The sequence below is a fragment of the Prosthecobacter sp. genome (genome assembly GCF_046154365.1).
Taxonomy (GTDB): Bacteria; Verrucomicrobiota; Verrucomicrobiia; order Verrucomicrobiales; family Verrucomicrobiaceae; genus Prosthecobacter.
On the sequence record NZ_JBJXFV010000090.1, the window covers coordinates 1 to 21,393 of the forward strand.

17 protein-coding genes are annotated in these 21,393 nt (G+C 59.4%); 8 read left to right on the forward strand and 9 right to left on the reverse strand.

Features of this window, described 5'->3' with window-relative positions; translation table 11 throughout:
* The first annotated feature begins 187 nt into the window (after positions 1 to 187).
* The 5 genes from ACKVY0_RS11630 to hisH all read left to right on the forward strand — a co-directional run bounded on the left by ACKVY0_RS11630 (position 188) and on the right by hisH (position 6,282).
* The gene (locus tag ACKVY0_RS11630) at positions 188 to 3,073 is read left to right on the forward strand and encodes a DUF1553 domain-containing protein (protein ID WP_409214988.1); all 2,886 of its coding nucleotides are present in this window, start codon (positions 188 to 190) and stop codon (positions 3,071 to 3,073) included.
* Positions 3,074 to 3,122: 49 nt separating this feature from the next.
* Positions 3,123 to 3,500, forward strand: a complete 378-nt coding sequence (locus ACKVY0_RS11635; RefSeq protein WP_409214989.1) for a GxxExxY protein — start codon at positions 3,123 to 3,125, stop codon at positions 3,498 to 3,500.
* A 14-nt stretch (positions 3,501 to 3,514) separates the two neighbouring features.
* Positions 3,515 to 4,984, forward strand: coding sequence for a DUF1501 domain-containing protein (locus ACKVY0_RS11640; RefSeq protein WP_409214990.1), 1,470 nt, complete (start codon positions 3,515 to 3,517; stop codon positions 4,982 to 4,984).
* Positions 4,985 to 5,059: 75 nt separating this feature from the next.
* Positions 5,060 to 5,662: an imidazoleglycerol-phosphate dehydratase HisB gene (hisB, locus tag ACKVY0_RS11645; RefSeq protein ID WP_322283504.1), complete on the forward strand. Its 603-nt coding sequence runs from the start codon at positions 5,060 to 5,062 to the stop codon at positions 5,660 to 5,662.
* Positions 5,662 to 6,282 (forward strand): imidazole glycerol phosphate synthase subunit HisH, encoded by a 621-nt coding sequence (hisH, locus tag ACKVY0_RS11650; protein WP_409214991.1) that lies wholly within the window; start codon positions 5,662 to 5,664, stop codon positions 6,280 to 6,282. Before hisB ends, hisH begins: the two co-directional genes overlap by 1 nt.
* Here the strand turns inward: hisH and ybeY are convergent, their stop codons facing one another.
* From ybeY to ACKVY0_RS11695, 9 genes are all read right to left on the reverse strand, one after another.
* Positions 6,283 to 6,723 carry an rRNA maturation RNase YbeY gene (gene ybeY, locus ACKVY0_RS11655; protein ID WP_409214992.1) on the reverse strand — a complete coding sequence of 147 codons (441 nt, stop codon included), beginning with the start codon at positions 6,721 to 6,723 and terminating at the stop codon, positions 6,283 to 6,285.
* Positions 6,723 to 8,441, reverse strand: a complete 1,719-nt coding sequence (locus ACKVY0_RS11660; RefSeq protein ID WP_409214993.1) for an HD family phosphohydrolase — start codon at positions 8,439 to 8,441, stop codon at positions 6,723 to 6,725. The genes ybeY and ACKVY0_RS11660 overlap by 1 nt, the downstream gene beginning before the upstream one ends.
* Before the next feature lie 30 nt (positions 8,442 to 8,471).
* The gene (locus ACKVY0_RS11665; RefSeq protein WP_409214994.1) at positions 8,472 to 9,497 is read right to left on the reverse strand and encodes a PhoH family protein; all 1,026 of its coding nucleotides are present in this window, start codon (positions 9,495 to 9,497) and stop codon (positions 8,472 to 8,474) included.
* Complete coding sequence (locus ACKVY0_RS11670) at positions 9,497 to 9,931, reverse strand: hypothetical protein (RefSeq protein WP_409214995.1); 435 nt, start codon at positions 9,929 to 9,931, stop codon at positions 9,497 to 9,499. The genes ACKVY0_RS11665 and ACKVY0_RS11670 overlap by 1 nt, the downstream gene beginning before the upstream one ends.
* Before the next feature lie 19 nt (positions 9,932 to 9,950).
* Entirely contained in the window at positions 9,951 to 10,775 is an 825-nt protein-coding gene (locus tag ACKVY0_RS11675; RefSeq protein ID WP_409214996.1) for a hypothetical protein, read from the reverse strand.
* A gap of 103 nt (positions 10,776 to 10,878) precedes the next feature.
* Positions 10,879 to 11,445: a hypothetical protein gene (locus tag ACKVY0_RS11680; RefSeq protein WP_409214997.1), complete on the reverse strand. Its 567-nt coding sequence runs from the start codon at positions 11,443 to 11,445 to the stop codon at positions 10,879 to 10,881.
* On the reverse strand, positions 11,429 to 12,793 hold the full coding sequence (locus tag ACKVY0_RS11685; protein ID WP_409214998.1) for a coproporphyrinogen-III oxidase family protein: 1,365 nt from the start codon (positions 12,791 to 12,793) through the stop codon (positions 11,429 to 11,431). Before ACKVY0_RS11685 ends, ACKVY0_RS11680 begins: the two co-directional genes overlap by 17 nt.
* 158 nt (positions 12,794 to 12,951) lie before the next feature.
* Positions 12,952 to 15,495: a protein kinase domain-containing protein gene (locus tag ACKVY0_RS11690; protein WP_409214999.1), complete on the reverse strand. Its 2,544-nt coding sequence runs from the start codon at positions 15,493 to 15,495 to the stop codon at positions 12,952 to 12,954.
* A gap of 446 nt (positions 15,496 to 15,941) precedes the next feature.
* Positions 15,942 to 16,139 carry a hypothetical protein gene (locus ACKVY0_RS11695; RefSeq protein ID WP_409215000.1) on the reverse strand — a complete coding sequence of 66 codons (198 nt, stop codon included), beginning with the start codon at positions 16,137 to 16,139 and terminating at the stop codon, positions 15,942 to 15,944.
* Positions 16,140 to 16,258: 119 nt separating this feature from the next.
* Between ACKVY0_RS11695 and ACKVY0_RS11700 the strand changes: the two genes are divergently transcribed.
* From ACKVY0_RS11700 to ACKVY0_RS11710, 3 genes are all read left to right on the forward strand, one after another.
* Positions 16,259 to 19,333 carry a PSD1 and planctomycete cytochrome C domain-containing protein gene (locus tag ACKVY0_RS11700; protein ID WP_409215001.1) on the forward strand — a complete coding sequence of 1,025 codons (3,075 nt, stop codon included), beginning with the start codon at positions 16,259 to 16,261 and terminating at the stop codon, positions 19,331 to 19,333.
* A gap of 163 nt (positions 19,334 to 19,496) precedes the next feature.
* Positions 19,497 to 19,883 (forward strand): four helix bundle protein, encoded by a 387-nt coding sequence (locus ACKVY0_RS11705; protein WP_409215002.1) that lies wholly within the window; start codon positions 19,497 to 19,499, stop codon positions 19,881 to 19,883.
* 66 nt (positions 19,884 to 19,949) lie between these two features.
* Positions 19,950 to 21,389 (forward strand): DUF1501 domain-containing protein, encoded by a 1,440-nt coding sequence (locus tag ACKVY0_RS11710; RefSeq protein WP_409215003.1) that lies wholly within the window; start codon positions 19,950 to 19,952, stop codon positions 21,387 to 21,389.
* Positions 21,390 to 21,393 lie beyond the last annotated feature (4 nt).

Consider the following 21,393-nt stretch of genomic DNA (forward strand, 5'->3'; position numbering starts at 1 on the left):
CCGACGTACGTCGGCCTGGGCTGGTTGTTGTCTTTGCTCGCGTGCGCACAGAATGCGCGCACGCGGTCCGTCCTAATGCTCGCGTCCACCAAAAATGTCAATGAATTTTTCTAACAAAGCAGAATTAGTTTCTTTCGTCGCTGGTTCGGCATGTCAGGGAGCTCAAAAAGTGAAGTTCAATCGTGATGTGCGCCCAATTCTCTCGGACAAGTGCTTCTTCTGCCACGGACCCGATCCAAAGAAGCGTGAAGCCGATCTGCGGCTGGATGAGCGCTACGCTGCCGTAGAAGCGAAGGCGTTCGTTCCTGGCAAAGCGGAGGTGAGCGAGATGATTCAGCGTATCATCACGAGCGATGAGGATGACCACATGCCGCCAGCCAAATCGAAGCTCGGCAACCTGACAAAGGATGAACTCGCCATCTTGAAGCAATGGATCGACGAAGGCGCGGAGTATGAGGCGCATTGGGCCTTCATTCCGTTGAAGCCTGAGGCGACGAAAGAGCAAAGCATCGACAAGATCGTCAGCGCTGGCCTTGCTGAGCGCGGATTAAAACTGCAAGCCGAAGCGACGCCGGAAACCCTCATCCGCCGCCTCAGCTTTGACCTCACTGGCCTGCCACCGACACCAGAGGAGGTCACCGCCTTCGTCACCGAGCATCAGTTCGATCCAGCATCAAGCATCCAGCATCTCGTCACGCGTCTGCTCGCATCGCCACACTACGGCGAACGCATGGCGGTGGACTGGCTGGACGTGGCGCGCTACGCGGACAGCTACGGCTTCCAGGTGGACCGTGAACGCGAGGTATGGCCGTGGCGCGACTGGGTGGTGAAGGCGTTCAATGACAACCTGTCCTATGACAAGTTCGTGACCTGGCAGCTTGCGGGCGATCTGCTACCGAATGCGACTGACGAGCAGATCCTCGCCACCGCGTTCAATCGTCTGCATCAGCAGGAAAACGAGGGTGGCAGCGTGGAGGAGGAGTATCGCGTCGAATACATCGCTGATCGCGTGCAGACCGTCTCAACAGCCTTCCTTGGTTTAACCTTCGAGTGTTCGCGCTGTCACGATCACAAGTATGACCCGATCACGCAGAAGGAGTATTACGGGCTGTTCTCGATGCTGCAAAACATCGATGAAGCCGGTCTTTATTCCTTCTTCACCCCTTCCCCGCCGACTCCGGCGATGATGCTCATGGATCAGCCAGCGAAGGACAAGATGGCGTCGCTCAAAGCCAAGGTGGCAGCATTGGAAAAGCCCAAATCCTCAACACCACTCGATCTAAGCCGCGATGAACTGGCTCACTTCACGTTTGATGAGTTGAAAGGCAACAAGCTGGCCGATTCGCTGCATGAGGCACCTCCGCCGCAGCCGAAGAAGGATGCCAAGGACAAAGGGCCGCCTGATCCCGCCGCGACACTCAAGGGCGAGAACAAACTGGTGCCAGGCAAGATCGGCAACGCCATCCAGTTCACCGGCGATGACGCGGTGGACACGCCGCTGGGCAATTTCCAACGCCATGAGCCCTTCAGCGTGTCGCTGTGGATGCAAACGCCGGACGTGAAGGATCGCGCGGTGGTGTTTCATCGCTCACAGGCTTGGACGGACGCAGCGAGCCGCGGCTACGAGCTGCTGATTGAGGAAGGAAAGCTCAAATGGTCGCTGATTCACTTCTGGCCGGGCAATGCGATCAGCATCCGCACCAAGGAGAACATTCCGCTGAAACAGTGGCTGCAGGTGATCGTGACCTATGATGGCAGCAGCCGTGCGGATGGCTTGAAGATCTTCGTGGATGGCAAGCAGGCCACCGTGGATGTCATCAAAGACAACCTGACGAAAACCATCGCCGGTGGCGGCCATGACAACATCAGCCTCGGCGAGCGCATGCGGGATCGTGGCTTCAAAGGCGGGCTCATCGACGACTTCCGCGTCTTTGGCCGTGATGTAACCTCAGAAAGGAACGCCGACCTGCAAAAGGCGCGGGCGGAGCTGTTCACGTTTCAGGATGCGCAGAAGGAACTGATGGTCATGAAGGAGCTGCCGCAGCCCAAGCAGGCCTACGTGCTCACGCGTGGCGAGTACGACAAGCGTGGCGAAGAAGTCGGCCCCACGACTCCTGCTTCGCTGTCACCGTTTCCCAAAGAAGCGCCAAAGAATCGCCTCGGCTACGCGCAATGGCTCACCGAGCCGGATCATCCGCTCATGGCGCGAGTCACGGTGAACCGCCTGTGGCAGAGCTTGTTCGGCCGTGGCTTGGTGAAGACCACGGAAGACTTCGGCAGCCAGGGTGAGAGGCCGCTCTATCCTGAGTTGCTCGATTATCTCGCCATGAAATTCATCCAAAGCGGCTGGGACGTGAAAGCGCTGGTGAAGGAGATCGTGACGAGCCAGGTCTATCGACAGAATAGCTTCGCCGATGCGAAGACGATGGCGGATGATCCTGAAAACCAATGGCTGGCACGCGGGCCGCGTTTCCGCCTGCCGGCGGAGATGATTCGCGACAATGCGCTCGCGGCTGCGGGTTTGCTCAAGCTCACGGTGGGTGGGCCGCCGGTGTATCCCTATGAAATGACCGAGGCGTTCAAACCGGTCGGCCCGAGCGCGGGTGATGCCGTGTATCGCCGCAGCCTTTACACAAACTGGCGACGCACGAGTCCACCGCCTGCAATGGTGGCTTTCGACGCGCCAAGACGTGCCGTGTGCATTTCACGACGCGAACGCACCGATTCACCGCTCCAGGCACTCATTCTGCTCAACGGCGTGCAGTATGTCGAAGCCGCACGCGTGCTTGGCGAGAAGCTGCACCTCGAAGCGAAAAGCGATCTACCCAAGATGATCGAACTCGGCTTTCTGCGCTGCCTGAGCCGCAAACCGGATGCACGCGAGTTCCAGATCACGACACAACTTTATCAGGAACAGCTCGCGCATTTCAAGGCGGTGCCGAAGGCGGCGGAGGAGCTGCTCAAGATTGGGAATGCCAAGCGGGATGCCGCCATTCCGGCGCCAGAAGCGGCTGCGGCAGCAGTTCTAGCCCAGGCTTTGATGAACCACGATGCCTGTGTGGTGAAAAGATGAGATTTTTGAACCACTGACTGGCACTGACTGACACTGACTTTCAAACCTTATGGAAAAGGAGCTTTATAAGAAGGAAGGGTTTCTGCTGATCGGAGCGGCGTTTGCCGTGCATGATGAGACGGGCGGCGGACTGGCAGAAGACGTTTATCAGGAGAGCTTCGAGCTGGAACTCGAAATGAGAGGCATCCCGTTCCGCTCCAAGCAGGAGATCGCCATCTTCTACAAGGGGCGCGAACTGAAGAAGCGCTATATCCCCGACCGGTATGTGTACGAAGGCGTTGTCGTGGAACTGAAGGCCGTGGCCAGCCTTCAGCCTGAGCATTCCGCCCAACTACTCAACTACATGCGTCTTGCCAAGATGCCTGTCGGCTATCTCATCAATTTCGCTCCAATCGATGGCGTCGAATGGAAGCGCTATGTTCTTTAACCCGGTCTCCGATCATGAATCCCATCAGTGCCAGTCAGTGTCAGTCAGTGGTTCCAGAACCATCCGATTCGTTGCCCCTAAATCGCCGTTCTCTGCTCCAGCGCTTCGGCCTGGGCCTGGGTGGCATCGCATTGAACGAGATGCTGGCGCAGGAGAGCCAGGGGGCGGCGGTGGATCGCGGCGTGCTCGGGGCCACGCATCATTTTGCGAAGGCGAAGCGGATCATTTATCTGTTCATGTCGGGCGGACCGTCGCATCTGGATCTGTTTGATTACAAGCCGCTGCTGAACCAGCGGAACGGCGAGCAGCTTCCTGACTCGGTGCGCGGCGGTCAGAGACTGACGGGGATGTCGGGGAATCAGTCGTCGATTCCGATGGTGGGATCACCGTTCAAGTTCACACAGCATGGGCAGGCGGGTGGATGGTTCAGTGAGTTGCTGCCGCACACGGCAGGCATCGCGGACGACATCTGCGTGGCGCGGTCGATGTTCACGGAGTCGATCAATCACGGCCCTGGGGTGACGTTTTTCCAGACGGGATCACAGATCGCGGGGCGACCGAGTTTTGGCTCTTGGCTGAGCTATGGACTCGGCGCGGACAATACGAATCTGCCTTCGTTCACGGTGCTGATCACGAAGGGCAAGGGTGGGCAGCCACTGGGATCGCATCTTTGGGGCAGCGGCTTTTTGCCAACGAAGCATCAGGGCGTGTTGTTCCGTGCGGCGAAGGACCCGGTGCTGTATCTCGGCAATCCGGCGGGAATCAGCGCGGACAGCCGCAGGTTGATGCTGGATCGCCTGAAGGAGTTGCATGAGCATCAATTTGCCGGAACGCCAGACGCGGAGATTCAGAACCGCATCGACCATTATGAAATGGCTTTCCGCATGCAGACGAGCATTCCTGAAGTCACCGATCTCAGCGACGAGCCGCAGCATGTGCTCGACAGTTACGGGCCGGATGTGAAGACTCCGGGCACCTTTGCCGCGAACTGCCTGCAAGCGCGGCGTCTGGCCGAGAAGGGTGTGCGTTTCATTCAGCTCTACCATCAGGATTGGGATCATCACGGCGGTCTGCCAGGTGCGCTGCCGAAGCTTTGCAAGGAAACGGATCAACCGGCTGCGGCGCTGGTCAAAGATCTCAAACAACGTGGCTTGCTCGATGACACACTAGTCGTCTGGGGCGGCGAGTTTGGCCGCACGGCGTATTGCCAGGGCAAGATCAGCACCAACTTCGGCCGCGATCATCATCCGCGCTGTTTCAGCGCGTGGTTTGCCGGTGGTGGCATCAAGGCAGGCTCGGTGTATGGCGAAACGGACGAGTTCGGCTACAACACGGTCAAGGACGGCCTACACATCCACGATTTCCACGCCACGCTGATGCACCTGCTCGGCATCGACCACGAACGGCTGACGTATAAGTTCCAGGGGCGGCGCTACCGGCTCACGGATGTGCATGGGAAGCTGGTGAAAGGCATTGTGGCGTAAGGGCGATCGTCCCGCTTGCCAAACTGCAACCGGGACGGTTGCGCTACGGGGTAACCGCGTGTTGATTCGCGGCTCATGAGCCAAGCCAGAACCGCCAAGCAGCACCGCAAAACCGCCGAGACGGACATTGAGATCGAACTCAATGTCGATGGGTCCGGCAAGTCACAGATCGACACAGGAGTGCCATTCTTCGACCACATGCTGACGTTGTTTACGAAGCATGGATTGTTCGACCTCAAGGTGAAGGTCGTGGGCGACATCGAGGTAGATTATCATCACACAGTCGAGGACACGGGCATCGTGCTGGGCAACTGCTTCCGCGAAGCCTTGGGCAACAAGGCTGGCATCGTGCGTTATGGCTTCTGGCTGCTTCCCATGGATGAGACGCTTGCGGAAGTCGCGCTCGACCTCAGCGGTCGGTCTTTTCTCAGCTATCACGCGCCTGAGAACGTCGAAGCCATCGGCGGTGTGAACCGCTTCAGCTATCAGCTCGTGGAGGAATTCCTGCGCGCCTTCGCGTCGAGCCTGCTGGCGACGCTGCACGTCGAAATCCGTCGCGGACGCGACGCCCACCACATGGCGGAGGCGATTTTCAAAGGCCTCGCACGCGCGCTGGATGCGGCCACCAAGCATGATCCGCGCGTCACCGGCATCCCAAGCACAAAGGACGTTCTGTGATGAAACTCGGTGTGCTGGATTATGGCGCAGGTAACCTGCGCAGCGTGTTGAATGCCTTCAAAGCCATCGGAGCGCATGCGAATCTCGTGACGAAGCCTGCGGACTTTGAGGACATCGACGTGCTCGTGTTTCCTGGACAAGGCGCGTTCGGTGACTCGGTGCGCATCTTGAAGGAAACCGGACTGTGGGAGCCGCTGCGAGCGTGGCTAAAGGCCGAGAGGCCCTATCTCGGCATCTGTCTCGGTTATCAGCTCTTGTTTGAAAGCAGCGAGGAATGCCCTGGTGTCGAAGGTTTGTCCGCAGTGGCCGGCAAGGTGCGCAAATTCGATGCCGCGAGCGGTTTGAAGATTCCGCACATGGGCTGGAACGTGGCGCAGTGGGAAACGGCTCAGTCAGCGGTATGGGATGGCCTGCCGAACCCGACCTATGTCTATTTCGTGCATTCGTATTACCCCGAGGTGCTGGATGAGTCGCTGGCGCTGTGCCGGACGGATTACGGCGTGAGCTTTATCAGCGGCATCGCGAAGAAGAACCTCGTGGCGGTGCAGTTTCACCCGGAAAAAAGTCAGGAAGCAGGCCTCACACTGCTGCGCAATGCGCTCAAGGTGCTGGAGCAGTAATCAAATGGCCATCAAGGCATCGCGCAGGATGCTTTCCTGTCGCTGTGCCATCTCACGAGCCTCGGCTTCATCGTGATCATCCCATCCAGCGAGGTGCATGAGACCGTGGACGAGATAGAGGGCGACCTCGTGATCGACGGACTGGCCGTGTTCCCTGCCCTGTCGCTCTGCGGTGTCGGCGCTGATGAGGATTTCGCCGTGGTGGAAGGTGATGACGTCGGTGGGGGTGGGATCGTCGAGGAAATCGCCGTGAACGCGGGCGATGTCGGCGTCGTTGACGATGGTGATCTCAATCTCTGGCAGGGATGCGAGCGGTGCGTCGGGGGATTTGATCGCGGCAATGCAGCCTGGAAGTGCGGCTTTGCCGATGCGGCGCAGCCAAGGCAGCGGGATGGCGTGCGCTTTCTGACGGTTGTAGATGCGAAGCTTCGGCAGCGGCATCAGGCGGCGGAGGCGGGAGGCGATTTACGGCTGCGGCTCTTTTTGGCGGCGGCCTCGGCGGCTGGGCCGGCGAAGGAGGCTTCGACGATCTTCATTGAGGTGGTCGTGGGTGTTTCGTCATCACGGGCTAGACGAGGTTTGGGCTCGTCACGCAATCCCATCGTGGACGCAGGCGTGGCTTCGTTGGCTTTTTGATACTTGATGCGGCCATGCATCATGCTGAGCAGGGTTTTGGCAAAGCTGGCCTTCACCTTGGCGAGTTCAGCGATGGTGAGATCGCATTCGTCGAGCTGACCATCGAGCATGCGGGCTTGCACGATCTCGGCGATCATTGTTTCGATGCGAGAGGCGTTGGGCTTTTCCAGCGTGCGCGAGGCGCTCTCGACGGCATCGGCGAGCGAAATAATGGCGGCTTCTTTGAACTGCGGCTTCGGCCCAGGATAGCGGAAGGTTTCCTCGCTGACCTGCGGCACGTCGTCTTCCTTGGCTTTCGATTGCTTCACAAGGCGCTCCATTTCCGCCTTCTGATCCAGCGCCTGACGGTAGAAATACCACGCGAGCGAGGTGCCGTGGTGCTGCTCGATCACGTCGATGATGCGCGAGTTGAGGTTGTGCTTGATGGCGAGATCAACGCCGTCTTTGACATGCGCGATGATAACGAGAGCGCTCATGCGCGGCGTGAGATCGTCATGTGGGTTCGCCGAAGGGTCCATGTTTTCAACGAAGTACTCCGGCTTGCTGAGCTTGCCGATGTCATGGAAGTAGGCACTCACACGGCACATGCTGGCACGGGCACCGATAGTTTCTGCGGCGGCTTCGGCGAGATTCGCGACGACGAGGCTGTGATGGTAGGTGCCGGGGGCTTCGATGCTCAGGCGGCGCATGAGTGGGTGGTTCAAATCGCCGAGTTCGAGCCAGGAGACATCGGTGGTGACGCCGAACACGCTCTCCAGCACGGGAACCAAACCGCCGACGGCCATGCCGGTGATGACGCCAATGATGAGCGGAAGGCCGATCATGCGGCCGATTTGCTCCTCCATGATCACGCCTGCAGCTTCATGCAGCAGCAGTGAAAAAGCCATCGCCACGACGCCGACATAGAGTCCGGCCATGAACAGGCGGTTGCGGCGGCTGACGCGCTTGGTGAGCAACACGCCGGTAAAGCCGATCAAGGCCGAGGTGGCCATGAACGTGGGTGCGGAGACCGAAACACAGACCAGCACGCCGAACAGTGTGGCATAAATGGCCCCGAACAAGCCGATGCGGCGGCCCAAGATCACCGAGAGCACCAGCGGGCCAAAGGCATGCGGCAGGACGATGGCTTTGAGCGTTTTGCCCCAGCTTTGATTGGCGGACAGGTCCAGCGTGAACACGATGAGCGCCAAATGCATCAGCAAGGTGCCGAGCACGAGAAGCAGGATGCTGTTGTCGCTGATCTGCTCGCGCAGGGCAATACGCTCATGAGCGACGAGGGCAAAACCGATGGCGGCGGCATACAGCGCATGCAGCCAGGTCAGAGCTGGCAGACCGTCTTCGACATGCGTGCCCAAGCGCATCAGCACGGCGACGCCGATGAAGAACAGCACGTAAACCCCGACGGTGCCAGCCGGATGGGTGCGCATCTCGTCAAACAAATCACCCTCCTGGTGCTTTCGGCGGGTTTTACCGCAAGAAAGCCCTTCGCGTTGAAGTCTGGCCCGACGAATGGACTCGAACATGTTTTGGGTAAGGGGGTGACGGCGATGCTATCACACATCCGGGGTCGGACAAGAATCTTTCCCTTGCCCTTCGGCCTCCGGGTGCCGTTGTGGCTCATTTTTGCGGGCGCGACCCGATTGATAGGCCTCAATGATACGTTGCACGACCGGCAGACGGACGATGTCCTTCGGCGCAAAGCTGACGAAACGCACGCCCTCCACGTCCTGAAGCAATTCAACCGCCTCCTTCAAACCCGACCTCACATTGCGACGGAGGTCGATCTGCGAAGGATCGCCGGTGACCACGCAGCGCGCACCATCACCGAGGCGAGTCAGGAACATGAGCATCTGTTCGGTCGTGGTGTTTTGCGCTTCATCGAGGATGATGAAGGCGTTTTTGAGCGTGCGGCCACGCATGTAGGCCAACGGCGCGATCTCGATGCTGCCGCGTTCGATGAGGCGCTCGGCTTCTTCGGGATCGAGCATGTCGTAAAGCGCATCGTACAGTGGGCGCAGGTAGGGGAAGATTTTCTCCTTGAGATCGCCGGGCAGAAAACCCAGCGCCTCGCCGGCTTCAACGGCTGGACGGGTCAAAACGAGCCGCTGCACGACTTTTTCCTTCAACCAATGCAGGCCCTGCGCCATCGCGAGGTAGGTCTTGCCCGTGCCAGCGGGGCCGACGCCGAAGACGACTTCACTTTCACGCATGGCCTGCACATAAGCGATCTGGCCACGTGTTTTGGCCAGAACCGCCGGACGCTTGCTGGAACCGAGCAGTTTCAACTGCATGATCGCCTCCGCCGGCGCATCGCCAACTTCACGCTGCACGCTTTCAATGACAAGGCGCACCATCGCGAAGGAAACCTCGCCGCCCTGACGGCGCACCTTTTCGAGCTGCATGAACACTTCACGAACTGCGGGAATTTTGTCATCATCCCCTTCGATCCGCACCCAGCCTTCGCGGCTGGTCACATTCACGCCAAACGTTTCCGCCACGAGCCGCAGACTGCCGAGGTCATTGCCAATCAGCTTCTGCAGAAACTGCGGCGTCTCATAGGTGAGCGTGGCGACGGGCATCAGCGATAACCATATGCCAGCGCCCAGAGCACGCCCGGCTCCTTCTTCGACTTCAGCTCGAAGACGATCTTGTAAGTGCCGGTCTTCGGCGGGTTCACTCGCACGCTCATGAAGAACTTGTCCGCCTTCGCATTGATCTGCACGGGCTGGTTTTTCTCGTCGAAGACCTTCATATCGAGCGTCACCCCCTCCTGGCTCGTGCCGAGCCAGAACGCGTACTCGTTGCCCTTGAAAAGCTGGTGGGTAATCATGAGCTTCTGGCCGCTCTTGACCTCGCCATTCCAGTAGTCTTCACGCACGATGAAACCCTGCTCCACAAATGGCGTGGCGGCCTCCATGGTGAAATCATGCGCCTCATCCACCGTCGCGTGAACCAATGTCGCGACAGCCAGCACCAGCGCGGTGCAGGTGATTCTTCCAAAAAATGAATTCATGCGCATGACGTTCACAGTGTTACTTCTTGGCGAGAATTTCAGTCAGCAGGCCGTCGCAGGTCTTGCCGATGTCGGACACGGCGTCCTTTGAGAAACCGTCCACCGCGCCTTCCATTTGCTGGAGCACGGAACCGAGGCCTTTACCGATGGATCTGACCACATCGTGGTCGCGGGTGCTCGCTGGCATCTTGGAAATCGAATTCACGAAATGCTCCACGAGCATCGGCTGGTTCAGCAGTTCAGCACGATCGGCAGAAAAGCTTTTTTTCACGACCGAAGTGACCGAAGCCGTGCCACGCAACCAGCCGCCGAGGCTGACACACTGCGAAAGGTCGATGTCCTTCATCTGCTCCATCGTATCGCGCACCGTCTTCTGCGTCTGGTCGAATTCTTTGCGGATGGCGCTCCAGTTGCCCTTGTCGGCGGCATCCAGGATGCTCTGCGCATGCGGCAGCACCGATTTGCTGAGGCCGAGGCTTTTCGAGAGAGCGATCACATCACGGCCGATGTCTTTCACCGCCTCCTTGTCCTCCGCTTGCACGGCGACGAAGCCTTCCGCCACGGTGTAGCCAAACAGCAGCGAGAGCTTCGTGCGATCACTGGTCGTTGGCATCTCCTGCTTGCGCAACTCAGCACGCCAGTTCGGTTCGCCCAGCTTGTCGAGCACCGAAAACACCTCGCTCGGCACCGGCACAACCACGTCATCGACAACCTTGCCTGGGAAGGCCAACGGATCGAATTCTTCGACACCTTTAGTACCTTGCGGCGCGGCAGTGAGATTCAGGCTGCCGAGCAGCAGCATGCCAGCCGTGAAGGCCGAGATTGAAATGGGGGGACGGATCATAACAGTGGAGCAGGTTTTACAGACGGTTTGTGACGTGACAACTCAAGCCGCATAACCCCCGGATCGCAACTGGTTTGACCACCAACCGCACACGCTGCGCCATCTACGCCAAACGCGGCAGCACCTCGACCACATCCGCCAGCACACGACCGCTGCCGTGGCGCAGCTCGTTGCAGCGGCCAAAAAGCATCTGGCCGCTCGTCGCGCCGAGCAACTCGGCGAGGCGCTGATCGACGGAAATGCGGAAATAACCGCGTGGATGGCTGGAATGCGGCACCCCAAAGCGCTCAAGGATCGCCCCAAAGGGCACGCGGCCTTCGAGGACGAGTTTTTGGGCTTCCTCGGGCAACAGATCAAGGTGGATGCCAATGGCGCCGAATTCGATGGGTTTGCCGTCGCTGCGACGATGCAAGACGGAAGCGCGAACGAGATAATTGCCGATGCGCGCACGGGCGGCGACATCGAGATCAATCTCGCAGCCGTGAAACTCGCGCAGACGCGGTGTCATGTCTTTATCATGAACCAGCAGGCTGCGCTCCTGCTCTGCCAGCTCGTCCGGCTGCACGAACGTCACGCGCGGACGAGTGCTGCCGATGCCGTAAAAGAAGATCAAGGGTGCCAGGATGTCCTCGTCGGGACGTGCGGCATCGACATCAGGTGTAGCGCGCATACTGGCGGTGCTGGGGCAGGAAGAATTCGTGCAGCAGGCGGTCCACCTGGAGCAAACCATCGCGGGTGAGCGTGATGCCGTTGGCGTCGAGCGTGGCAAAGCCTTCCTTCGCGAGATAATCGAGCTGCGGCCCGAAGTGTTTGCGCGGATCTTCGCCAAACTTCTTGATGTAGTAGTCGAACTCGCTGCGGCCCAGCTTGAGCTTGAGAATGAACTCGCGCACGAAGCGGTCTTCAGCCGTGGTTTGATAGGCGCGATAAATTGGCCGCTGGCCGGCATCCAGTGCCTGCATGTAGGGGCCGACATCGGCCTGGTTTTGATAATGCACGCCGCCGAGGTGGCCGAACGAGGCCACACCACAGCTCAAAAGGTCAGCGCCTTCCCACAACGAGTCGCGATAGACGAATTTGATGCGCTGCGGATCCTTCACCACGGTGTAGGCGCTGGTCACGGTGTAGCCGACCTTTTGGAATTCATCGAACGCGTAGCTCACCCAGTCGCGCTTCGTCTGCCAGTCAGCCACGGGCGCGGTGACCTTGCCCTCGGCCTTCATCTGCTGATACATGGTGGTGTTGTAGGGCACCTCCATCTGATAAATCGTCACCGCATCCGGCTGCATGGCGACGGCCTTCGACACGGTGTCTTTCCAGTTCGCATGCGTCTCGTTCATCATGCCAGCGATGAGGTCGATGTTGATGTGCTCAAAGCCGAGCGTGCGGGCAAAGCGATAGGATTTTTCGATCTCGCCGCTGCGATGCGCACGACCGTTCGTTTCGAGAATGTGGTCATCAAAATTTTCCACACCGAGGCTCAGGCGCGTAACACCGATCTCGCGAATGCCGGTGAGCTTCACCTCGTTCAGCGTGCCGGGTTCAGCCTCGAAGGCCACCTCCGCCGCGCCTTCCCACGACACGAGGTCTTTCATGCGGTTTGTGAGATCTTTGAGCTGCGGCACCGAGAGATAGCTCGGTGTGCCACCACCAAAGTACACGAAGTGCGCCTTGCGGCCCTGTAGATATGGCTGGCTGGCAAAGGTCGCCATCTCACGCATCCCAGCGTCGATGTAGGCCTTCACCTCCTGCGCATTTTTGTCGGTATAGACCTTGAAGTAGCAGAAGTGGCAGCGCTTGCGGCAGAACGGAATGTGAAAATAGACACCGAGCGGAATGTCGGCTGGCGCAGGCCGTTGCAGCACTTCATCGACGAGCGAAACCTGATCCGGCTGCCAGAACGAGAAGGGCGGGTAGTTGGAAACGAAGTAATTGCCGACCTCGGTCTGTTCGACCTTTTTCGGCGCGTTGACTTCGGTCGCAGCCGAAGCCAGCGGGGAATCAAGAGTAGTTAGCATGATTTGGGGGTGAAGCAGAAACGCGCCAGCGCGGTGGTTTTGACGCACAAAGTCGGGAAGATGCAGGGAAGGTCAAGGATTCGTCAAGGAATGGTCAAGAGTCGAACACTGACCTGCTTGACCAACTTGACGGCGCAGCCTTGACCGCTTGACGACTCTCACTTCCCCCGCACCAGCACCACGCGGAAGCCGATCGTGTTCCGCCGCGTCTCCGGCGGCACGGGCATGCGGGCGGAAGCGAGCAGCTCCTCCTGCGCGGCGGTGCGCCAGTTGCCGCCACGGGTCGTTCCCAGCGCCGGTTTGGCCTGCTCGCCCGGTTTGGCGGCCGGAACCGGCTCGTAATCGGTGTCCACCCATTCGGAGACATTGCCCGCAAGTCCGCTGATGCCGCGCTCATTGGGCTGCAACGCCGTCACGGGAGCCAGGAACGGAAATTTGTCCTCATAACCGGCAATGGCGCTGTCCAGGCTGGCTTTGCGCGCGGCATGCATGTCCGCAAGGTTGTCCACACCTGAAGGCGGTGGCCAGTCGAAGCCCCAGGAGTAAATGCCGCGGATGCGCCCGTTGCGGTCTTCCGGCGTAGTGCCGCGTTCGAGCGGCAACCCGACTGCCCGGCTCCATTCCTCATCGGTCGGCAGACGATACACATCCTTCGCGCCGATCAGTCCGGCATTGCGTTCACGTTCCGTGAGCCACGCGCAAAACGCCCGCGCCTCATGGCGATCCACCCCCGCCACCGGCAGCGATCCACCTTTGCCGCTGTCATCCACGCGCCCGGGCCGGCGGACCTGTGCGGCTTTGGAATACTCAATGAAATCTCGATGCCGCGTCTCCCACGCCGAGATCATCACATCGCCCAGCGGCACAAAATTCATGCCCAGGCTATTGGCCTTCCACTGTCGGCCAAAGGTCACCGCCTTACGCGTCTGCATGTCGGCAAACAGCTCCGCCTGCTCACCTTCCTTCACCTCGCCCTCCAGCACCACATCGGCGAAGCCTTCCTCACGCAGTTCAAACTCCACCGGCCCGGTGCGCACACGCGGCAGTTCCAGCGGCGTCTCGCCCAGAAACTGCTCATGCTGAAACACGCGCACCTTCTCCGGCTGACTGCGCACGATCACGCTGCCATAAGTCTGGCGCTCCACCCGCAGCAGGAACGCCCGCCAGTTTTTCTCCTCGCCCGCACTGGTTTCCGTCTCACGCCCGTCCGGCATTTCTTCTGTTACCGGCTGGCCGCTCTCGACAAAATAAAACGGCTCCACCTCATAGTGATGCTCCTGGCTCAGAAACGCCTCGCTGCGGTCGCGATCCGTCAGCCAGTAGCGAAACGCCTCCGCGTCGCCATCCGGCACGACCACGAGATACGCCGTCTCCTGCTCCTTCCCCTGCTGAAACCGCACCACCTTGCCCTCAAACGAGCGCCCGGTGACCTCAATGAAGCGGCGGAAAAACTTCATCTCCACCGGATCGGCGCTGATGTGTCCGCCCGGCCCCGGTTTAAACGCCATGCCGAGGCTGTTCATCCAGCGCTCGCCCTTTTGTGGCAGCCGCGAGGCTTCCATCTTCAAATCAAACACCGCCGGCTTCGTATCCGATGCGATGTGCTCGATCTCGACCTGCTTGTGCCCCGGCAGCCGGAGCTGATAGATCACCGGCACGCCCTCGGCCGGATTGAGTTCCACCGGCGTCACACCAAGTTGCTCCTCACCCGCAAACACCACCGCACCCGGCGGCGTCGTGATGATCTTCAACCTCGGCACACTGTTGTTCATCGCCACCAGCGCACTGCGGCGCTGACTTTGCGCCAGCCACATGCCAAAACCCACCGCCAGCACCAGCGCCACCGAACCGGCGGCAATCCACGACCACATCAGCTTGCGCGACGACGGCAGCGGCTCACCGCGCAGCGCCAGCGCCATTTCGCGTGCGCTCACGAAGCGCTGCTTCGCCTTTGGCGCACAGGCCGTGCAGATCGCGTCATGCAGCCTGCGCCACAGTTCCAGATCCGCCCCCGTCTCCGAGCACGACGGAATGTCCGGGAAATCCAGCCGGTCCTTCCCCGTACTCGCCTCATACAGCACCATGCCGAGCGAAAAAATGTCCGACGCCGCCGTCCCCGGCCCTTCAGGAGCCACAAAACCCTCCGTACCCACAAAACTACGCTGCCCCAGCAGCGCCACCAGCCCGATGTCCGCCAGCCGGCCAATGCCGTCGATGAAAATCAAATTCGACGGCTTCACGTCGCGATGAATGAGCTGATTGCGATGCAGATAGTCCAGCCCCTCCGCAATCGTCGCCCCCAGCTTGATGCATAGCTCCGCCGACACCCGTTTGTCCCGCCGCATCTGCAAACCCAGCGTGTGCGGCTTGTACGTCGCCGCATCGATGTTACGCCCGGTCTCCAGATCATCCGCCAGTTCCATCACATAATAATAGAAGCCCTCCTGATCGCTACGGCCCACTTGCAAAATCGGTACCAGCCCTTCATGGCGACGCGAGATCGGCTCAAAGCGCTTCAGCGCCTCGAACTCACGCTCAAACGCGTCCGGATTGTCGTAATCCTCCCTCCACACCACCTTCACCGCCCGCAGCACCCCCGTCACACTCCGCGCCAGCCACACCTCCCCAAACGCCCCGCGCCCGATGAGGCGGAGCGTCTCATGATCACGAATGTTCGGCGGCGTGCGTGACGAGGACTGCATGAAGGCGGTTGGAATGCTGGAATTACACTTCAACCCCGCCACGTTGTCGAGTTGCGAAGTGGGAAAACGTGCGGTCAACGGTCAACGGTCAAGAGGTCAAGCAGTCAAGAACGGTGCCGAATGCGTTGCAGGCGGCTCATCTCGTCCTCCTACTCGAACTCGTCCTCGATTCCACCGCCCCCGACAGCTCCCAAGCTGCCCGCCGACACTCAAGCGGCGCTGATTCAAACTGCACCGCAGAGCTTGGAACGCCGCAGAGGTTTTGATTGGAAAACTCTGTGTTCCTCCGTGGCCTCTGTGGTGAAATGACAAGCGGCATGGGCATCACCACAGAGAGCACCGAGAGGCACAGAGGATGATTGATCTGAACTCTGCGGCGTTCCTCTCTCTGCGGTGTTCGTGCTCCTGACCACCACGTTCGAGACGCGGCACAATCTCATCAGGATTCAGCAGCAGACCCAGACTTCCCGCCCATTCACGCAGGCTTTCTTTCTGCCGGGAGAGAGAGGGCGGCCCAGATGCGCCTCCACCTGCCGCCGAAATTCCTCGGAGGTGATCGAGCGCCGCGAAGATAAGATCCGGGCCATCGGCTCCTGGGTGAGCAGCGGCTTCACGGGCGCTGGGCTGGCTGGGTTCTGGGACATCGGAAGGCATGCGGAGAGTAAACGGTGCCTCAAACTTTCGCACCCCATCAGGCGGCAGATTGATTTTCGCCCTCATCATCGGGTAGATTTGCCTCCAAAACATCGTTTCCGTCCCCGCAATGCGTCCCTTTCTGTTTCTGCTCATCTCACTTCCTGCAACCTCCCATGCCGCCGAGAAGATCATCTTCAATCGCGACATCCGGCCCATTCTCTCGGACAAGTGCTTCCATTGCCACGGGCCGGACGAAAAAGAGCGCAAAAGCGGACTGCGGCTCGATCAGCGTGAGTCGGCGCTCAAGGCGGCGAAGTCGGGCGCGGTGGCGATTGTTCCTGGCACACCGGATCAAAGCGAACTCATCGCCCGCTGCTTCACGAGCAACGAAGACGATCTCATGCCGCCATCGAAGCTCGGCAAACCGCTCACAGATCGCGAAAAAACACTGCTCAAGCAATGGGTGGCTGAAGGGGCCGAGTATCAAGGGCACTGGGCATTCATTCCGCCGGTCAGGCCGACCACGCCAGGTCCGCACAGCATCGATCTCTTCATCACGGCCCGTCTCGCTCAAGAAGAATTGAAGTCATCGCTAGAAGCAGACCGCGCCACGCTGATTCGTCGTGCTTCGCTCGATTTGACCGGTCTGCCACCAACACCGGCAGAGGTCGATGCCTTTGAAAAGGACCCATCACCGAGCGCCTATGAGAAGGTGGTGGATCGCTTGCTGCAATCGCCGCACTACGGCGAGCGCATGGCGATGCAGTGGCTCGACTTCGCACGTTACGCGGACAGCCACGGCTTCCAAACCGACAGCAGCCGCAGCATGTGGCCATGGCGTGACTGGGTGATCCGTGCGTTCAACGACAACAAGCCCTTCGACCAGTTCACCATCGAGCAGATCGCCGGTGATCTTCTGCCGAACGCCACGCTCGATCAAAAAGTCGCCACCGGCTTCAACCGCAACCACCGCATCAACGGCGAAGGCGGCATCATCGCTGACGAGTGGCGCATCGAGAACATCATCGACCGCGTCGAAACGACCGGCTTCACCTGGATGGCGCTGAGCCTGAACTGCTGCCGCTGCCACGACCACAAATTCGATCCGATCACGCAAAAGGAGTTTTATCAGCTCTTCTCGTTCTTCAACAACACCAACGAGCGCGGCACCATCACCGGCGGCTCCAATCGCTCCGGCGGTAACGAAGATCCTGTCGTCACCGTCAGCGATCCGGCCACCGAAGCGAACCTGGCGGCCATGCAGAAAGAAATTGAGGCCGCAAAGCAACAAGGTGCAACAGCCCGCAAGGATTTGCCGAAGCTCATCGCCGCCTGGGAGCCGCAGGCATTGAAAAACCTCTCCCAGACGCAAAACGCGTGGTCGCCGCTGCAACCGACGCAGGTCATTTCCAAAGAGAAGGACAAAGGCGCGACCCTCACACGTCAAAGCGACGGTTCCTGGCTCGCCAGCGGCCCGAATCCGGCCAATGACACCTACCTCTTCGATGCCCCGCTGCCCAAGGAGGGCGTGACTGCCGTGCTGCTCGAATGCCTGCCTGATGCTTCGCTGCCCAATCAGAGCCTTGGCCGCAATTCCAACGGCAATTTCGTGCTGACTGACTTTGATGTCTTCCTTCAAAAGCCCGGCGGCAAGCCGGAGAAACAAACACTTTCCCGCGTGGCCGCCGATTACTCACAAAAAGGCTACGAGATCGATAAAGTGCTCAAACGTGACAAGGGCAGAGGCTGGGCCATCGACGGCAACAGCAAGAAAGACCCACGCCGCGCGATGTTTGTGCTGCAACAACCTCTGCAAGCAGCGGAAGGCGCCATGCTGATGCTGCGACTGCGGCATGAAGCCATCAGCAACCACAACATCGGCCGCTTCCGCATTTCCTCGACTGCCGCGCCCGCTGAAACGCTCAAACTCGACGGCGACACGCAACTCGCCGCCGTGAAAATCATTCTGCAAACTCCGGCGGACAAACGCACGAAGCCGCAGCAGACCGAAATCGAGAAATTCTTCGCAACGAACGTGGACAGCCCGCTCAAACGCGCGAACGACCTCGTCACCGCGAAACAAAAGGCGCTCGACGATGCCAAGAACAAACTGCCGAACGTCATGGTGATGGAGGAAATGCCGCAACCGCGTGACGCCTTCATCCTCAGCCGTGGCGAATACGACAAACCGACCGCCAAAGTAAGCATGGGCCTGCCTGCGGTGCTGCCGCCACTGCCCAAAGGTGCGCCGCTCAATCGTCTCGGTCTTGCCAAATGGCTCGTCGATCCTTCCAATCCGCTCACGGCGCGTGTGTGGGTCAATCGCGCGTGGGAGAAGTTCTTTGGCTACGGTTTGTGCAAAACCACCGAGAACCTCGGCTCGCAGGCCGAATACCCGGTGCATCCTGAGTTGCTTGATTGGCTGGCCGTCGAATTCATGCGCAGCGGCTGGGACATGAAGGCGCTGCAAAAACAACTGGTGATGAGCCAGGCCTATCGCCAGCAAAGCAAAGTCACGCCCGAACTTATCGCCAAAGACCCTGACAACCGCCTGCTGGCCCGCGGCCCACGTTTCCGCCTCGCAGGAGAGCTGGTGCGCGATCAGGCGCTCGCCTTGAGCGGACTGCTCGTGCCAAAGATCGGTGGCGACAGTGTGCGTCCCTACATGCCCGAAGGCGTGTGGGATGAAACGAGCAAGTACGGCAACCTGCGCGGCTACAAGAACGACACCGGCGAAGGATTGTACCGCCGCACGATGTACACCATCTGGAAACGCACCGCCGCACCGCCCACGATGCTGCTCTTCGACTCCCCTTCCCGCGAACTCTGCACCGTGAAGCGCTCACGCACGAACACGCCGCTGCAAGCGCTCGCGTTGCTCAACGAAGTCACCTTCGTCGAAGCCGCACGGGCCTTGGCGCAGCGAATCATTAAAGAGGGTGGCTCCACACCCGAATCCCGCATCGCCTACGGCTATCGCCTCGTCACCTCCCGTCAGCCTGATGTGGATGCCAAACGCATTTTGCTGACCGGTTTGAATCAGCGTCTTGCTGAGTTCAAAGCCTCGCCCGAATCCGCCGCCAAGCTCATCGCCACCGGCGAATCGAAGCCCGACGCCTCGCTCAACGCCGCCGAACTCGCCGCCTACACCATGACGGCCAGCGTGCTGCTCAATCTGGACCGCACCATCACCCGCGACTGAGGAACATTGAACTTTGAAGTCGAACATTGAACATTGAATTTCCAAACACGACCCACGCTCGCGAACTGGCACCTCTGACCATTCAATGTTCAATGTTCAATGTTCAATGTTCAATGTTCAATGTTCAGCGTTCAATGTTCAGCGTTCCATCTCTCAAACCGCCATGAGCACGCCAACCCACACCTCTGAGCCACGATACGATCTTGAAGAACGGCTGTTGAATTACGCGGCAGACATCATTCGATTCACGGAGTCGATGCTGAAGACAGACTCGGGACGGCATGTCAGCAACCAGCTCATGAGGTCGGGAACGTCTCCGCTGGGACAGCAGGGCGAAGCTGTTTCGGCGGAATCGAGCAAGGATTTCATCCACAAGATGAAAGTGGCGCTCAAGGAACTGCGAGAAACGGACCGCTGGCTCAAGCTCGTTGTGCGGGTGCCGCTGATTCCCGCGAAGGTGTCAGCCAAGCCGCTGCTCAAAGAAACGGATGAGTTGATTCGTATTTTTGTCGCCAGCATCAAAACGGCGCAGCGCAATGCGACGAAATGAACATTGAACGCTGAAGTCGAACATTGAATTTTGAATTTTCCAAACCACCCCGAACCACGCTTTCTCATGTCCGACCATTCAATGTTCAATGTTCAGCGTTCATTGTTCAATGTTCAAGACCGGCTCAACCGGCGTGCCTTTCTCAAGCACAGCGGCCTCGCGCTCGGTTCCACCGCACTTGCCTCGCAACTCGCGGCTGCGCCCACGCATTTCGCGCCGAAGGCAAAACGCATCATCTACCTGTTCCAAAGCGGTGCGCCCTCGCAGATGGACCTGTTTGATCCGAAGCCGCAGATGGAAAAACATCGCGGGGAGGACCTGCCGGCATCGATTCGTTTGGGGCAGCGGCTCACGGGCATGACGTCGGGGCAGAAGACGTTTCCGGTGGCCCCGTCGATGTTCAAATTCGCCCAGCACGGCCAGGGCGGCGCATGGATCAGCGAACTGATGCCGAACATCTCCAAAATCGCCGATGAACTGTGTTTCATCCGCTCCATGCACACGGAGGCGATCAATCACGATCCGGCGATCACGTTTTGCCAGACGGGTTCACAGCTTGCGGGGCGTCCGAGCATCGGTTCATGGCTAAGCTATGGCCTGGGCAGCACTAATCGCGATTTGCCGGCCTATGTGGTGCTCACTTCATTCGGCACCGGTCGTCGTGATGACCAACCGCTCTACGATCGCCTGTGGAGTTCGGGCTTTTTGCCCACGCAGCATCAGGGTGTGAAGTTTCGCAATGTGGGCGACCCCGTGCTGTATCTCTCCGATCCAGCAGGGGTGAATCGTGGCATGCGGCGGGGCATGCTGGATGAACTCGCGGCCTTGAATCAGCACGATCACCAGCTTTTCGGCGATCCTGAGATCACGGCACGCGTGGCGCAGTATGAAATGGCCTTCCGCATGCAGGCAAGCGTGCCCGACTTGACCGACACCTCGAAGGAGCCGCAGCATGTGCTGGATGAGTACGGACCGGATGTGAAGACACCCGGCACCTATGCGGCGAACTGTCTGCTGGCGCGTCGTCTGGCGGAACGCGATGTGCGATTCATTCAACTTTTCCACATGGGCTGGGATCATCACGGTGGGCTGCCAAATGCGATCAAAGGCCAATGTCGTGACACGGATCAACCGACGGCAGCTTTGATCAAAGATTTGAAGCAACGAGGTCTGCTCGATGACACGCTGATTGTCTGGGGCGGTGAGTTTGGTCGCACGATCTACTCCCAAGGCACGCTGACGGAGACAAACTACGGCCGCGATCATCATCCGCGCTGCTTCACCGTCTTCATGGCCGGTGCGGGTGTCAAAAAGGGCACGACCTACGGCGAGACGGACGACTACTGCTACAACATCACGCGTGATCCGGTCCATGTGCATGATTTGAACGCCACGATCCTGCATCTGCTCGGCATCAACCACGAACGACTGACTTTCCCGTTCCAGGGCCGCGATTATCGACTGACAGACATTCACGGCAACTTGGTGAAGGGCGTGATCGCGTAGGCGG

What these genes read in the sequence shown, in the direction of transcription:
- ACKVY0_RS11635 (WP_409214989.1), top strand. Translation starts at nt 3,123, where the DNA reads ATGGAAAAGGAGCTTTATAAGAAGGAAGGGTTTCTGCTGATCGGAGCG.
- ACKVY0_RS11640 (WP_409214990.1), top strand. Translation starts at nt 3,515, where the DNA reads ATGAATCCCATCAGTGCCAGTCAGTGTCAGTCAGTGGTTCCAGAACCA.
- hisB (WP_322283504.1), top strand. Translation starts at nt 5,060, where the DNA reads ATGAGCCAAGCCAGAACCGCCAAGCAGCACCGCAAAACCGCCGAGACG.
- hisH (WP_409214991.1), top strand. Translation starts at nt 5,662, where the DNA reads ATGAAACTCGGTGTGCTGGATTATGGCGCAGGTAACCTGCGCAGCGTG.
- ybeY (WP_409214992.1), bottom strand. Translation starts at nt 6,723, where the DNA reads ATGCCGCTGCCGAAGCTTCGCATCTACAACCGTCAGAAAGCGCACGCC.
- ACKVY0_RS11660 (WP_409214993.1), bottom strand. Translation starts at nt 8,441, where the DNA reads ATGTTCGAGTCCATTCGTCGGGCCAGACTTCAACGCGAAGGGCTTTCT.
- ACKVY0_RS11665 (WP_409214994.1), bottom strand. Translation starts at nt 9,497, where the DNA reads ATGCCCGTCGCCACGCTCACCTATGAGACGCCGCAGTTTCTGCAGAAG.
- ACKVY0_RS11670 (WP_409214995.1), bottom strand. Translation starts at nt 9,931, where the DNA reads ATGAATTCATTTTTTGGAAGAATCACCTGCACCGCGCTGGTGCTGGCT.
- ACKVY0_RS11675 (WP_409214996.1), bottom strand. Translation starts at nt 10,775, where the DNA reads ATGATCCGTCCCCCCATTTCAATCTCGGCCTTCACGGCTGGCATGCTG.
- ACKVY0_RS11680 (WP_409214997.1), bottom strand. Translation starts at nt 11,445, where the DNA reads ATGCGCGCTACACCTGATGTCGATGCCGCACGTCCCGACGAGGACATC.
- ACKVY0_RS11685 (WP_409214998.1), bottom strand. Translation starts at nt 12,793, where the DNA reads ATGCTAACTACTCTTGATTCCCCGCTGGCTTCGGCTGCGACCGAAGTC.
- ACKVY0_RS11690 (WP_409214999.1), bottom strand. Translation starts at nt 15,495, where the DNA reads ATGCAGTCCTCGTCACGCACGCCGCCGAACATTCGTGATCATGAGACG.
- ACKVY0_RS11695 (WP_409215000.1), bottom strand. Translation starts at nt 16,139, where the DNA reads ATGTCCCAGAACCCAGCCAGCCCAGCGCCCGTGAAGCCGCTGCTCACC.
- ACKVY0_RS11700 (WP_409215001.1), top strand. Translation starts at nt 16,259, where the DNA reads ATGCGTCCCTTTCTGTTTCTGCTCATCTCACTTCCTGCAACCTCCCAT.
- ACKVY0_RS11705 (WP_409215002.1), top strand. Translation starts at nt 19,497, where the DNA reads ATGAGCACGCCAACCCACACCTCTGAGCCACGATACGATCTTGAAGAA.
- ACKVY0_RS11710 (WP_409215003.1), top strand. Translation starts at nt 19,950, where the DNA reads ATGTCCGACCATTCAATGTTCAATGTTCAGCGTTCATTGTTCAATGTT.